Origin of the sequence: Hyphobacterium lacteum, from assembly GCF_036330345.1 — a bacterium.
GTDB lineage: Bacteria > Pseudomonadota > Alphaproteobacteria > Caulobacterales > Maricaulaceae > Hyphobacterium > Hyphobacterium lacteum.
Window position 1 is genome coordinate 331,129 of sequence record NZ_JAZDRP010000002.1, and the last position, 14,679, is coordinate 345,807.

11 protein-coding genes are annotated in these 14,679 nt (G+C 61.3%); 3 read left to right on the top strand and 8 right to left on the bottom strand.

The annotated features are described in order from the left end of the window. Window position 1: 1 nt before the first annotated feature. The 3 genes from V0U79_RS04145 to cueR all read right to left on the bottom strand — a co-directional run bounded on the left by V0U79_RS04145 (window position 2) and on the right by cueR (window position 3,656). Window positions 2-805: a hypothetical protein gene (locus V0U79_RS04145; RefSeq protein ID WP_330198207.1), complete on the bottom strand. Its 804-nt coding sequence runs from the start codon at window positions 803-805 to the stop codon at window positions 2-4. Window positions 806-852: 47 nt separating this feature from the next. Beyond that, window positions 853-3,138, bottom strand: coding sequence for a copper-transporting P-type ATPase (locus V0U79_RS04150; RefSeq protein WP_373696439.1), 2,286 nt, complete (start codon window positions 3,136-3,138; stop codon window positions 853-855). Between the two features lie 128 nt (window positions 3,139-3,266). Beyond that, window positions 3,267-3,656, bottom strand: coding sequence for a Cu(I)-responsive transcriptional regulator (gene cueR / locus V0U79_RS04155; RefSeq protein WP_373696440.1), 390 nt, complete (start codon window positions 3,654-3,656; stop codon window positions 3,267-3,269). A gap of 155 nt (window positions 3,657-3,811) precedes the next feature. Between cueR and V0U79_RS04160 the strand changes: the two genes are divergently transcribed. Continuing rightward, window positions 3,812-4,462, top strand: a complete 651-nt coding sequence (locus V0U79_RS04160) for a MarC family protein (protein WP_330198210.1) — start codon at window positions 3,812-3,814, stop codon at window positions 4,460-4,462. A 92-nt stretch (window positions 4,463-4,554) separates the two neighbouring features. Continuing rightward, on the top strand, window positions 4,555-4,737 hold the full coding sequence (locus V0U79_RS04165) for a hypothetical protein (RefSeq protein ID WP_330198211.1): 183 nt from the start codon (window positions 4,555-4,557) through the stop codon (window positions 4,735-4,737). Here the strand turns inward: V0U79_RS04165 and V0U79_RS04170 are convergent. The 5 genes from V0U79_RS04170 to V0U79_RS04190 form a co-directional block, all read right to left on the bottom strand. Continuing rightward, entirely contained in the window at window positions 4,734-6,287 is a 1,554-nt protein-coding gene (locus tag V0U79_RS04170; RefSeq protein ID WP_330198212.1) for a GNAT family N-acetyltransferase, read from the bottom strand. The genes V0U79_RS04165 and V0U79_RS04170 overlap by 4 nt on opposite strands. Window positions 6,288-6,292: 5 nt before the next feature. Further along, a complete protein-coding gene (aguB, locus tag V0U79_RS04175) occupies window positions 6,293-7,129 on the bottom strand; it encodes an N-carbamoylputrescine amidase (protein WP_330198213.1) in 837 nt (278 codons plus the stop codon). Window positions 7,130-7,141: 12 nt separating this feature from the next. Beyond that, window positions 7,142-8,371 carry a serine hydrolase domain-containing protein gene (locus V0U79_RS04180; protein WP_330198214.1) on the bottom strand — a complete coding sequence of 410 codons (1,230 nt, stop codon included), beginning with the start codon at window positions 8,369-8,371 and terminating at the stop codon, window positions 7,142-7,144. 34 nt (window positions 8,372-8,405) lie between these two features. Next, window positions 8,406-9,422, bottom strand: a complete 1,017-nt coding sequence (locus tag V0U79_RS04185; protein WP_330198215.1) for an agmatine deiminase family protein — start codon at window positions 9,420-9,422, stop codon at window positions 8,406-8,408. A gap of 112 nt (window positions 9,423-9,534) precedes the next feature. Beyond that, window positions 9,535-12,747, bottom strand: coding sequence for a TonB-dependent receptor (locus V0U79_RS04190; RefSeq protein WP_330198216.1), 3,213 nt, complete (start codon window positions 12,745-12,747; stop codon window positions 9,535-9,537). 341 nt (window positions 12,748-13,088) lie between these two features. Between V0U79_RS04190 and V0U79_RS04195 the strand changes: the two genes are divergently transcribed. Beyond that, a complete protein-coding gene (locus tag V0U79_RS04195; protein ID WP_330198217.1) occupies window positions 13,089-14,639 on the top strand; it encodes an ArnT family glycosyltransferase in 1,551 nt (516 codons plus the stop codon). The last annotated feature ends 40 nt before the right edge of the window (window positions 14,640-14,679 follow it).

The following is a 14,679-nucleotide window of genomic DNA, read 5'->3' on the forward strand; positions in this document are numbered from 1 at the left end:
TTTAGTCGAGCCGGACAGTCATGGTTGCCTGCTCACTGTGATAATTGCCATCCGCCGTATCGGGCAGATCAATCCAGACTGCGGACATCAGGATATCGCCGCTAGCCTCTCCAACCACCTCGAATACACCTTCTGAATCCGTCAGCGCCACGAAAGCTTCGCCATCACCCGTGTGGATCGTGACCTGGTGACCGGCCAGGCGTTCACCATCGTGCGCAAGCGCAAACTGCCTGTCCGCTGCGGACAGCATGACAAATTCCAGGGGCAACCCAACGGGTGTGGCGGCGGCGAGGGCGATATCCTCACACGTGGCGACACAGAAGATGATCTTCGTGTGCTTGGCATAGCTCCGCATCAAGGCCGGCTCGCCTTCAAGCACCCGGAACGCCGCTCGGACAGGCTCGTCGGCATTGATCTCGTCGAAATACAACTCGACGCTCGCGGGTGGAATCTCACCGGAGCGCGGATAGGTGCTCACCGCCAGCACGCCCAGGCCTGTTGCATCGGTTTCTAGGCGGATGTTCAGGGCGGTCTCTGTCTCGGTAAAACCGATATCCGAGACCTGCCGGCCGCCGATGGCCGCGGAAAGGAAGGCAATCCGGTCTTGTGCCAGACCCGTCTCGAGGTCGGGAAACTCCAGCGCGCTTGTCAGGGCGAATTCCGGTGCAGAGCCCTCGGCCCAGACAGCATATTCTGCACTCAGAAAGGTCTTGTGAGCGGCCGCTGACGAACTCAGCAACAGCATGGCCATCGCGCCGAACACGCCGGTCAGGACAGGATGATTCCGGCTGGTGAGATCGATCATGGAAGCACCTTTTTGCTCGCTTTGTCGGACAGTTGTGAGCCCGGCGACTATATCCGCGTTCTGCGCAGCCGCAACGAGTTGAGCACGACGGATATAGACGAGGCACTCATCGCGAACGCGGCGAACATCGGGCTGATGAGCATGCCGAAGACAGGGAACAATATCCCGGCCGCAATCGGCACACCAACAGCGTTGTAGACCAGGGCAAAGAACAGGTTCTCGCGAATATTCCGCATTGTCGCGCGAGCCAGCCGCCGGGCGCGGGCAATCCCGTCGAGATTGCCCTTGACCAGTGTGATCCCGGCGCTTTCGATCGCCACATCAGCGCCCGTACCCATGGCAATGCCGACATCGGCCTGCGCCAGAGCCGGTGCATCGTTGACGCCGTCACCGGCCATCGCCACGCGGCGTCCTTCTGCCTGAAGCTCGCGGACAATCGCGGCCTTGTCGGCCGGCAGGACATCGGCGCGGATCTCGTCAATGCCGAGGCGCGACCCGATAGCGCGCGCCGTGCGTTCATTGTCGCCGGTCGCCATGATGATCCGGAAGCCCAGCGCATGAAGGGCGTCCAGAGCAGCCGGTGTGGTTTCCTTGACCGGGTCGGCCACGCTGACCAGGCCCGCGATAGCCCCGTCCACAACCACGAACATCACGGTCTCGCCATTGTCGCGTCGTTCGTTTGCCTCGGATGCAAGCCGCTCGCTCTGCAGGCCCAGATCCGACAATAGCCGTGCATTGCCCAGAGCGATGTCACGGTTATCGACCCGCCCCGTTACCCCTTTGCCGGTGATGGCCTCGAAGGCTTCGCTGGTCGCCAGGGCCAGGCTGCGTTCTTCTGCTCCACGAACAATCGCTTCGGCCAAAGGGTGTTCAGATCCCCGCTCCAGCGAGGCCGCCAGGCGCAGTACACTGTCTTCATCGTGACCGGCCTCGGGCAGAACGGCGACCAGACGCGGCTTGCCCTCGGTCAACGTACCGGTCTTGTCGACAATCAGTGTATCAACGGTCTCGAACCGCTCCAGCGCCTCTGCATTGCGGATCAGAACACCGGCCTGCGCGCCTCTGCCGGTAGCGGTCATGATCGACATCGGCGTTGCCAGCCCCAGCGCACAGGGACAGGCGATGATCAGCACGGATACCGCAGATATCAGCGCATAGGACAAGGCGGGCTGCGGCCCCCAGACCGCCCAGGCCACAAACGACATGACCGCAATAGCAATAACGGCAGGCACGAAGAAACCGGAAACCTTGTCGGCATATTTCTGGATCGGCGCGCGCGATCTTTGCGCGCTCGCCACCATGTCGACAATCTGCGCCAACACGGTATCAGCGCCCACACGCGCCGCTTCCATTACCAGGCTGCCTGTGCCGTTGATTGTCGCCCCCGTGACCGGATCGCCTTGCGTTTTCTCCACCGGAACCGGCTCGCCCGTAATCATGCTTTCATCTATGGAAGAGCGGCCCTCGACGACAAATCCGTCAACCGGGACCTTGTCGCCGGGACGCACCCGCAGCCGGTCACCGGGCTGGACATGCTCCAGCGGAATCTCTTCTTCCGTGCCGTCAGGGCGCAGGATGCGGGCGGTTTTCGCTGACAGGTCCAACAGGGCACGGATGGCCTCGCCGGTCCCCTCGCGCGCCCGCAATTCCATGACCTGCCCAAGGAGAACCAGAACAACGATAACGGCCGCCGCCTCAAAATAGACCGCGACATGGCCGTGCGCGCCCCGGAACCCGTCTGGAAAGATGCCGGGCGCCAGCACCGCCACGACGCTGAACGTCCAGGCGGCCGTTACGCCCATGGCGATCAGCGAGAACATGTTGAGATTCAGGGTCCGGAAGGAGTGCCAGCCGCGCTCGAGAAACGGCCAGCCGGACCAGAAAACGACCGGCGTGGCCAGTGCGAGTTCGGCCCATAGGGACCCCCGCTCTCCAAACAGAGAACGCACGCCAGGCAGGCCGATCATCGGCCCCATGGCCAGGACAAGCAGGGGCAGTGTCAGAACAGCACCCAGCCAGAAACGCCGGGTGAAATCGATCAGTTCCGGATTGGGCCCGGCATCAGTGTGCCCGGCCGATTCCAGCTCCAGTCCCATGCCACAGATCGGGCAGGCTCCCGGCCCAGGCTTGCGAACCTCGGGATGCATCGGACAGGTATAGACGGGTCCGTCATAACCGGCAGGAACCCTGTCATAATTCTTGCCGTCATCAGCCGATTTCGCCGCGCATCCGGCATGATCGTGCGATCCATGGACATCGTGAGGGTGATGGGCCGCATCGCCATGGCCGTGACCGTGGCAGGGCTTGGCGGGAGTTTTCGGGTCGTTTTCCATTGTCTTGCGCTCCTGAACAGGTGATTGCACCACCTGTTCTCTTCAACCGATGAAGCGATCCTGCGCCTTCCAGCAACTGGAAGGTCAAGCGGTCTTCTGCAAGCCGCGGGATGGGCGCGTGCGATGTGTCACGCCTCGCCGGACAGGCTGTCCATGATCGGACAGTCCGGGCGATGGTCGCCCTCACAGGCCTCGACCAGTCCTGACAATACCTTGCGGATCTCCTTCAGCTCGCCCAGCTTGCGGTCAACATCCGCGATATGCTGGACCGCCAGCGCCCTGACATCGCGGCTACTGCGGTCGGCATCATCATAGAGCGACAGCAGCTGGCGACAGTCCTCGATCGAGAAACCCAGCGAGCGCGAACGCGCCAGGAATGTCAGCTTGTGCAGGTCGTTTTCCGAAAAGTGCCGGTAACCATTGGCCTGGCGTGCTGGCGAGACCAGTCCGATATCCTCATAGTATCGAATGGTCTTGGCAGGCAGGCCGGTCGCCCGCGATGCGCCCTGAACATTCATGGCAAGGCCTCCGTGCAGCGCAGCTATGACTTCAGCATCCATCCAATCGCCGACGTGGGCAAGGTCACCCGCAAACCGCCTATGCAAAAGCGGGTATCGCCAAGCCGCATGCCGCATGTTAGGGCCGGACCACATTCGAATTCCGGATCTGTGTCATGCTTGATATCGCCCTTCTCACCGCCAGCTTCGTCACCTTTTTTGTGGTCATCGACCCGATCGGCGTTGCGCCGATCTTCGCCGCGCTGACCGAGGGTTCCACGCCCGCCCACCGGCGCATGATGGCGATCAAGTCGGTGGCCATCGCGACCGGCGTTCTGATCATGTTCGCCTTTGGCGGTGAATGGCTGCTGGGCGCCCTGCATATCAGCCTTGATGCCTTCCGCGCCGCCGGCGGGGTGCTGCTCTTCCTGATCGCGCTGGAAATGATTTTCGAGCGCCGCACCGAGCGCCGCGAGGAACGCGCCGACAAGATGGCGCATGATGACGAGAGCATTCCCGGCACGCATGAAGACATTTCCGTCTTTCCGATGGCCATTCCCATGCTGGCCGGGCCGGGCGCCATTGCCTCCATCATGCTGTTCATGTCGGGTGATGGTGGCACGCTGACGGGTCAGCTGGCCATTTTCGGCGGCCTTCTGGCCAACCTCCTGATGTGCCTGGTGATCTTCCTGGCAGTCGGCCCGCTGATGAAGCTGATCGGCGATACGCTGGCGGCAATGATCACCCGGATCCTCGGCGTCATCCTGGCCGCGCTCGCCGCGCAATTCATCTTCGACGGGATTTCCGGCGCGCTGCTGGGCGGTTAGGGCAAGGAACTGCAAATTTCCTTCCGGCGCCCAAATCCCGCCGCAAGCGTTTTTTAAAGACTCTGCGATAGGATGCGTTCCGGATGGGAGAGATGGCGGCCATGATAAGGCTAACGGTATTCCTGACAGTTCTGGCTCTGGTACTGACCGGTGTAACGGCCAGCGCGGTTGCCTTTACGCATGGAAATATCGACGCCGGCATCGCCTTTCTCTGGCCCGCCCTTGCCATCGCAGTCGTGATGGGCATGGCCCTGCCGCGCCGTAGCGCCGCCTAGCGCTTGTTCCAGACAACACGATAGAGATCGAACCGCCGGTCGCTGAGATTGCGCACCGTGCCCGAATGCCGGGCCGAGGTCAGATCATCGAGGCGCACATCGGCGACCACGATCGTCTCCACATTTTCTGCCGCCACCGCCGCCAGACCATCGCGGGCGAACGGGAAATCGCATGGGGTGATAATGGCGCTCTCGGCATAGTTCACATCCATGTTCTCGACGCCGGGCAGATTGCCGACATTGCCGGCCGTGGCGACGAAAACCTGGTTCTCGATCGCCCGCGCATGGGCGCAATAGCGCACCCGCAAATGGCCGGTCCTGTCATCGGTTGCGTAAGGCACAAACAATATGCCCGCCCCCTCATCAGCCAGCTTGCGCGCCAGTTCCGGGAATTCGGCGTCATAACAGATCAGCACGCCGATCGGCCCGCAATCGGTATCGATGGTGCGGACCTCGTCACCGCCCTTGATGCCCCACCAGAACTTCTCGTTCGGCGTCGGGTGGATCTTCTCCTGGGCATGGACCGATCCATCGCGCAGGAAGACATAGGCAACATTCTGGATATCACCATCTTCGGTCTGGGTCGGATGAGAGCCGCCAATAATGTTGATATTGTAACCGACCGCCAGCCCGCGCATGAACTCGATAAAGCGCGGCGTATGCCGGCTCAGCGCGTTGATCGATTCCTCAGGTGACAGGCGCCGCTTTTCCAGCGCCAGCAGCGCGACCGTGAACATTTCCGGGAAGACGCAGAAATCCGCCCGGTAGTCCGAGCAGACATCGACGAAATATTCGACATTGCGTTCGAACTTCTCGAGGCTTTCTTCGGCGCGAGCCTGGAACTGCACAGAGGCCACGCGGATGGTCCGCGGCTCCGGCCGCACCGGTGCCTTTTCATCCTCTACCCAGGCCGGGTTCTGCCAGGACATCAGCACGGAATGCCCCAGCGATTCCCGGTCTTCGGGATAGTAATCCTTCATCAGCCGCACCGGCTCGAACCCCAGGCGTGACTGGAAAGCCAAGACCGGATCCTTGGCTTTCTTTTCCTGGATCGCCTCGAGATAGGCTTCGGCCGAACCGAATTCCTTGATCTTGCGCCGCAAGGACGGGATGCGCGCACCAAAGACAATCCCCTTGAGACCCCAATCCTCGCACAATCCGCGGCGTGCATCGTACAGGCGTTGCCCGATGCGGATCCGGCGCACGCCCGGATCAACCGCGACTTCCGCACCGTACAGCCAGTCCCCTTCCGGATTATGCAGCGAGCCGTAGCCATGGCCGGTAATACTGTCGAGCGTGTGATCGGCAAAGGCGATCGCCTCATCAACGATAAAGGTCGAGGCCCAGCCGGCCAGTTCGCCGTCCAGCTCGACAACAAACTGGCCTTCCGGGAAACGCTCCAGCCGCCCGCGGATCATACCGGGCGAGTCCGGCTCCATCTTCGGAAAGGCCCGCTTTTGCAGGGCAATGATATCGTCGATATCGCCGGCTTCGGCATTGCGGATGACAATGCGAGCGGATTTGGTTTGCGGATTATCGCCTGCGGACATGGTCCCTACTTGTAGAATTCCGGCCGGCGGTCACGGAAAAAACCCCATGCCGCCCGGTGCCGGTTGAGAAAATCGAGGTCGAATTCGGCCGTGATCATACCGGTCTCCTGCCGGTCCAGCTCGCTGACAATGGCGCCGGCATGATCGGCAATGAAGGACGTCCCGTAAAACACCTGCCCGTCCTCGTCCCCCACGCGGTTGGCAGCCACCACCGGCATCACATTGGACACGGCATGGCCTTGCATGGCGCGGCGCCAGCGGGCGGCCGTATCCAGGCTGTCATCATGCGGCTCTGACCCGATGGCGGTCGGGTACATCAGGATATCAGCACCCATCAGAGCCATCGCACGGGCCGCTTCCGGGAACCATTGATCCCAGCAGATCCCGACGCCGATCTTGCCGAAACGCGTCTGCCAGACCCTGAAGCCGGTATCACCCGGCCGGAAATAATACTTCTCCATATAGCCCGGCCCGTCGGGAATATGACTCTTGCGGTATACGCCCAGCGCTGATCCGTCGGCATCCAGCATAACCAGGGAATTGTAGTAACAGGGTCCGTCCTTCTCGAAGATGGACACCGGAATCGCCACACCCAGCTCGGCGGCCAGCGGCTGCATGGCTGTCACGCAGGGATGATCCATCGCCGGATAGGCGGTCTCGAACCAGTGCTCTTCCTGCGTCTTGCAGAAATAGGGACCCTGGAACAATTCCGGCGGCAGGATGATCTGCGCGCCCCGGCCCGCAGCCTCACGGACCAGATCCGTCACTGTCCTGATATTCACATCAAGGTCCGGGCCGAACGGCGCCTGCAGCGCCGCCACCTTCAGCCTGTTCTCGGCCATGAGAAATCCGTTCTATTCGTCGAGCTGGTCGATCCAGTCACCTGGCCCGTCACCCGTGCGCAAGTCCATCAGCGTCGGGAACAGCCACCAGGGCGCGTCTCCGTCCGCATTCCACAGCCCCACATACGCAAAACCGGTCGCGGGTTCCAGATAGATTTGCGCGCCATAGCCGGAAAGATAGCCCGAATGCGTCAGCAATTGCCGCCCGTTCCAGTCATAGGTCCGCCAGCCCAGACCGTATCCGGTCTCGCTGATCCGCTCCGACAGGCGGTAAAGCCGGCGCGTCTGCTCGGGCGTATCGCCCTGGCTGGTATGCACACGCTCCAGCACTTCGCGGGGCAAGCGGCCCGAAATTCCGAGATGCGCCTGTGCATAAGCGATCATATCGCGCAGCGAGACATTCACACCTGCTGCCGAAACCGTCGTATCATATGCGGATTCCGGATCCCCGGCGACCGGCAGGCCGCCGACCCGTTCGCGGCGGCGGTGTGGCCGGGCCCAGCTGGCTGCCTGACGGAGATCATCCACACCGACCGTGGCATCTGTCATCCCCAGGCGCTCGAACACCCAGGCCCGCATGGCCTGTTCGAAGGGCAAACCGGCGGCTTGCGATCCCAGGGTTTCAAGACTGGTATAGGTGACATTCTGATAGCTGTAGCAGGCGCCCGGGCGGCAAACGGCGCGCTGTGTGCGGAACCGATTGCGCAGATCATAAAGCTCGATGCCGCGTTCCATCTGGCGATCAAGAGCATGCGGAACCAGGCCCGTTCGCTGTGCCAGGACCTGCTCGACGGTCGCACTGCGGCCATTGGGCAAGGGCAGCAATTCCCGCGGCACGGATGTTTCCAGCGATAGCCGGCCTTCATGTTCCAGCAGCGCCATCAGCGTGCCGGTCATGCCCTTGGAAACCGAGGCAGCACGGAAAAGCGTGTGATCGGTGATCATCCGGCCAGAGCCGGCCTCTTCCTCGCCCGCCGTATAGACCATGACAAGCTCACCATCATCGATAACGGCCACGGCCAGTCCGGCCATGTAGTCACGCGCGGCAACGTCCTCCAGCCGGGCCCGGAAGGGCGTCAGATAGGACAGGCGCGTGTCGTAATTCGGCGGGTGCAGGACGAGTGTCGGTTCCATGGCCGCAATCACCGCCGGCGTGATCTGCGCATACAGTGCCGGGCTGGACGCCGCAGAAGGCGCCGTCCATCCGGTCAGCATCAACAAGATTACACCCAGGGCGCGCATGCCCCTCCCCCTCACTTCCGGCCGGAAATGTTCGTCAGGGCAGTAGGGGCAGATTGCACGTTACGCAGTGGAAAGCCCCGCCGCCCGACAGGATCGACCGTGCCGGACTGGTTAATATTGTCATGTCTGGAAGGGCGTCTTGCAAGGCCCGGGCCGCCGCTTTTCCATACTTTTCATCGTAAACCGGCATGACAATGCGGTTTTGCGCGCTGACCCAGTTCATGTGGGAAGCCGGGACAGCTTCGCCATCCTCGTCCGTTACACGGCCCGGCGAAGGAATCTCGACCACGCGGAAGGGCGTGCCATTCGGCGTTGTCATGGCTTTCAGCTGGTCCGCAATCGCAGTCAGGACATCGGCCTGCGGATCATCCGCGCCGCTGCCGCTCTGGCAGGCCACCACGCCCGGCGCCAGAAAGCGGGCAATATTGTCGACATGCCCGTCAGTATGGTCGAAATGCAGCCCGTCCTCGACCCAGTAGACGGTCTCGATGCCCAGGGCCTGCTTGAGAATGCTTTCGGCTTCACTTTCGGTGATACCGGGATTGCGGTTGGGGTTGAGCAAGCACTGGCGCGTCGTCAGAACACCGCCGGCCCCGTCAAACTCCAGCGCCCCGCCCTCGCAGATAAAATCGACCGCCTGTTCATTCACCCCGGCGGCGTGGGCAATGACCCCGCCAAGCGTTTCATCGCCCGGCAACTCGTACTTCCCGCCCCAGCCATTGAAGCGGAAGCAGACAGCTTCTGCCTTTCCGTCCCGGAAGCGGAAAACCGGTCCGGTATCGCGTGCCCAGACATCGCCATAGGCGGCGCGCAGGATTTCAGCCCTGTTGCCCATCAGATCACGAGCGGAAGCCTCGGCCTGATCCGTCGCCGCAAGAATGGTCAGGGCCTGCGCCGTTTCGCCGGAACCGGCCAGCAGGTTCAGAAAGGCGCCGAACTCGGCCTGGGCCGACTCCAGATTGTCTTCCCAGAGGTCGGCCGCCGCTGGCCAGCAGGTATAAATCCGCGCCTGCGGCGCAAATTCGTGCGGGATGGAGAAACGTGTCGTCATTCCCTCCCGCTAGCACGCTCTTCTGCTGCCTTCCAGCGGTCTTCGCGCAAAAGAAAAGGGGCGGCCCGAAGACCGCCCCTGTCCTTGTTCCGGTTGAACCGGCTACGAGTGACTAGAACTCGTAACGGACACCGAACTGGATCTGCCACAGCGAGCGGCGGGAGATCCGGAACTCGTTCGAGTGAGGAACACCACGCGCATCATCGTACGTGTAGGTGCCTGCAACCGGATCATATTGATACAGCTCGACAACCGGCTGGAAGTACTCATAGCCGATCAGGTCATAACGGCCCCAATCGTCGTTGAGCAGATTCCCGAAGTTCTCGATATCCATGTAGAAGATACCGCGAGCCGCTTGCGGGAAGAAGGCCGGAATTTCCTGGGTCAGGCGAAGGTCGAAAATGGTCGACCAATCCGTCTGGAAACCGTTTGCCGGGGCAATCTGGCCTGCATACCGGATCAGACCGGTCTGCTGCAGATAGCTGTTGAAGCCGGTGATGTCGAAGCCAGCCGTGTAGTTGATACGCGGGTCGGACGTCATCGTGACCTGGCCATTGGCGTCGGTCATCGGCACGTAGAACAGCGTACCTTCATCATCGGCAGCACGTTCATTGATGCCAAACGGCGAAATGCGGCGATAGATACGGCCCGGGCCTTCGCTGTAGCCATAGGTGTAGGAGAAGTTCCGGCCGGAACGGCGTTCCATGAACAGTTCCGCACGGGTCTCGTATTCACCGAAGAAGGCATGGCGCCAGCCGAGGCGAGCATTGATCTGATGCTCGATCTCATAGTTGGACGGACGAACCAGCGGGTTCTGACGGTCCGAAGTGGCATGGTCCGAATAGTTGGACGTTGCCGTCGAGGACGTACCCGGGTGCACTTCGTCAATGTCCTGGTTGGTGTAGTTCAGCCAGAACGACACGCCATTGTCGAACTCGTTCTCCAACGAGAAGGACAACGTCGTACCGCCACCACCGTCGACATTGCGGACAACGATGTCCTGACGGGCCGTCGAGCAATTGTAGATCGGGCGGCCGTCAACTTGCGACTGCGACACCGGCGTCACGCACGATGCGTCGAACCAGAACGGAGAGTCCTGACGATCATCGAACAGGGCGTCGAAGGTGAACAGGAAGCCCTCGACATCGCCGAGAGCGAATTCCACGTCAGCACCCAGCGAGCCACGCCAGACGTACGGGATTTCAAAGTCAGGCGACAGGGCGTTCACGCTGCCATCGCCAGCGGCCAGGCCGGTCGTGGCGGCCGTCGGCAGAGCCGTTGCGCTGACATTCGTGATCGGCCCCGGAATGAAGACCGAGTCGATGGTCACGCCGTCGTTCGAATAGCTGTTGGAGATCCAGACAGCCGGGCTGCCGCCCGAGAACGAGCCATAGCCACCGCGCAGGGTGATGCCGGTCGTTTGCAGGAGGCCAAATCCGAATTCCGGATCCCATGCATAGTTGAACGAGAAACGCGGCATCCAGATATCCAGACCATCGATCGTGGTGGTGTTGGTGTATCCGGTGCGTGCCAGGAATTGAGCGTTCGGCGTGATGTTGTTGGAGGCAGAATACTGCTCGTAACGCACACCGAAGATCAGGGTCAGGGCATCGCTCCAGGTCACTTCGTCCTGGAGGTAGAAGGAGTTGACCGCATATTCCCAGTTGGCAGCGCCATCGTCTTCATTGTTCGACACGGCATTCTGGTAGAACAGGGCCGAAGCGGTCTGGTTCTGCAGGTCCGTGATCGAGTCGAAGTCGTAGGAGCCTTCCGAACCCGGAACAAAGAGGTTGAAGGTCTGCTGGTCACGGCGTTCGAAACCGGCCGACAGCACATGATCACCGGCAACATATTCACCGCGGACCAGGAACTGGGTCAGTTCGTTTTCCAACTCGTTGGCGTGACGGAAGAAGTCCGGGCCAACAGAAACCGTACCGCCTGTCGGGGTGCGGATCTGGAAGTTCGCAATATCGGCGCCGTCATAGGAATTCTGGCCGGTTTGCTGCGTCGAGCGGGCAATCCGGACTTCCGTGGAGAAATTGTCCGTCCAGTCCGACAGAAGCTGCAGGGCGAAGGTTTCGGTCTGCTCGGCGCGGTTATACCAGGTCGACGGCGTACCGATGCTGGCACCGTCATTCCGCTCTTGCGTCGACGTACCATCATTGGAGTTATAGGTGAACTTGACGCGGTGATCTTCGTTGATGTTCCAGTCGAAGGTCACGAGGATTTTTTCGTCCTCATTCGCCAGATCGGCTTCGTTGAAGTTCGTCAGGTCCAGACCGTAGACATTCTGCATGATGCCCAGGATCTGATCGACCTCGGCCTGCGTGACGCGGGTCTCGGTGAACTGCGCAGCCGGGCCGCCGGCCGGTGCTTCGCCGAGCGGGTCGGTCCGCTCGAACAGCTCGTAGGACATGAAGAAGAACAGACGGTCTTCGATGATCGGTCCGCCGAAAGTTGCCGTCCAGGTCGACTCTTCGAAGTCGGCAGAGGTCAGGTTCACGCCTTCGGTACGGTCACCAACATAGCTGTCATTGGTCCAGAAATAGGCCAGCGAGCCGTGGAACTCATTGGTACCGGAACGCGTCACGGCGTTCAGCGTACCGCCGGTGAAACCGCTGAACTGAACGTCGTACGGAGCAACTTCCAGGGACAGGGATTCCAGCGCGTCAATCGACACCGGGCCGCGGTTCTCGGCCGGGAAGCCCGACGAGTTAAGACCGAACAGGTCATTCTGGGTCACACCGTCGACCGTGAACGAGTTGTAGCGGTTGTTGGAGCCGGCCACCGACAGGGCGTCGCCGTTTTCCGGATCCAGATTGGCAAAGCCGGAGATCCGGGCCAGGTCGCGGGGGTCGCGGCTGATCGACGGCAGGCCGTTGATGTCATCAATGTTGAAGGACTCGGACGGGCCGGTCGCCAGGCCACCGAGGTTCAGAGCCGAAGCGGTAACAACAATCACGTCCTGGGCTGCACCCGAAGACAGGGACACCGGAACGTCGACGAATTCACCCGCAGCAGCGAACAGACCTTCGACACGCTCTCCGTTATAGCCCGGCGCCGTCACGGTGACGGTGTAGGGACCACCCACGCGCAGGCCGGTTGCATTATAGCGGCCGGTCGCACCGGTAACCGTCGAGGAGGCGGTTCCGGTCGGCGTGTGAACGATTACGACACTGGCGCCTTGGATCGGCGCGCCGTCTTCTGTCGTGACCGAGCCACGAATGTTGGAGGTAATCTGCTGAGCGTGCACAGCGGCAGGTGCTGCCAACGCAAACAGGGCGGCTGCGGCCGCGCTGTAAGAAAGCTTGCGAGTAAGTGACATGGTTCTTCCAATCCCCACGAGTCGACGAAGAGGGGCAAACGCAGCAGCCCCCGGTGATACAAGGCGGCGGATTAAGCGACCTGCTAGAAGGTTCAATGACTCAATTGTAAAGCTTTTGTGACGCACCGCAGCGTCCGCGATGCTGCGGCGCACAATCTGACCGGGAAGAAAAACTATCCTTGGTGCCAAACCTATCAGAAGACAGCTATATTTTGTTTCCGGAGAGACGTTGCAACAATTCACAGATCGCCCATGATGGCGTAAGCGGCCCGCGTGGAAAACTGCGCATTTGAACGCAAGTGAGGCTTGTATGTTACACCTTGCTTTGGCAGGAAGCGCCGATGTCCGCGAACCGCGCTGAAACCGAGTCGTTTTCGCCCCTGCAATGGGGCTGGGTGGTGATCCTCGCCATCACGCTCCTCCGGCTGGCCGCGCTGGGACTGACGCAGCTGCAGCTCTATCCCGACGAGGCCCAGTACTGGGTCTGGTCGCAAACTTTCGACTGGGGCTATTTCTCGAAACCCCCGTTGATCGCCTGGGTCATTTCCCTGTCGACCGCGATATTCGGCGATACCGATTTCGCAATCCGGCTGCCCTCGGTGCTGTTCCACGCCATGGGAGCCGGCTTCCTGCTGATGATTGCGCATGACCTGAAGAAGGGATGGGCCGGCCTGTGGGCTGCCCTGATCTACCTGACCATGCCGGGCATCGCCATTTCGGCAGCCGTCATCTCGACCGACGCGCTGTTATTGCCGCTGACAGCGGGAGCGCTGTTCATGCTGATGCGGCTGCGGGCAGGCGGCGGCTGGTCCTTCGCGATCGGGCTCGGCATATTCACGGGATTAGCTTTTCTGGCCAAGTATGCGGCGATCTATTTCATTGTCGGCACGGGGCTTGCCGTACTGCTCGACCCCCAGACCCGCCGGGCCCTGCTGAGCCTGCGTGGCCTGCTCGCCGGAGCCATTCTGCTGGCTTTTCTGGGTCCGAACCTGGCCTGGAATGCCGCCAATGATTTCGCCACCGTCCAGCACACGGCGGCCAACGCCAACTGGCAGGGAAGCCTGTTCAATGTCAGCGAGTTCCTGGAATTCGTCGGCGGCCAGTTCGGCGTTTTCGGCTTTCTTCTGTTTCCGCTCCTGATCACGGCAGCCATCATCGCCTGGCGGCACTGGCGCGATCCGGAGTACCAGATTGAACGGATCCTCACTCTGTTCGGTATCCCGGCCCTGTTGGTTGTCGCCGGACAGGCCTTTATCAGCCGCGCCCACGCCAACTGGGCGGCATCGGCCTATGTCGCAGGAACGCTTCTGGTGTTGTTATTCCTGCTTAGGGGACCGGCCTGGCGGCGATATGTGATGGCCGCATCAATAGCCGCCGGCAGTCTGTTCTGGGCTCTGACCGCGATTGTGGGAATTCAGCCGTCCCTGGTCGCCGGAAACAATGTGGCGCGCGGCGTCCGCCATCTGCAATCCTGGCCGGAAACCGTCACCGCCATTCGCACAGCGGCTGAGTCCGGAGACTTTAACGCGATTGTCTTCGATGACCGGAATGTCTTTCACCAGATGCAACGCTATGGCGGCGACTGGCCGGTCGAGATCCGCATGTGGCAGCGCTATGCTGCGCCGCACAATCACGCCGAGGCCGTCTGGGGACTCGATGAAAACACGCACGGACCCTTCCTGATCGTTTCGGAACGCGCTTATGACCGCGCGCGCCTGGTCGCCGACTTCGGCGGCGTGGAACGCATCGGTGAAATCGCCATACCGACAGGTGGGCACGCCGACCGCCGTTTTACGCTTTATGAAGCCACAACGCATAATCGTGTGCCGAGAACGGCCGAATACGAGGCTCGTCAGGCCGAGGCAAACGCCGCTGACAACAGCAGCGAATGACATGAAACACTTTGCCAGTGGCGCGCGTCCCGGTTTAACT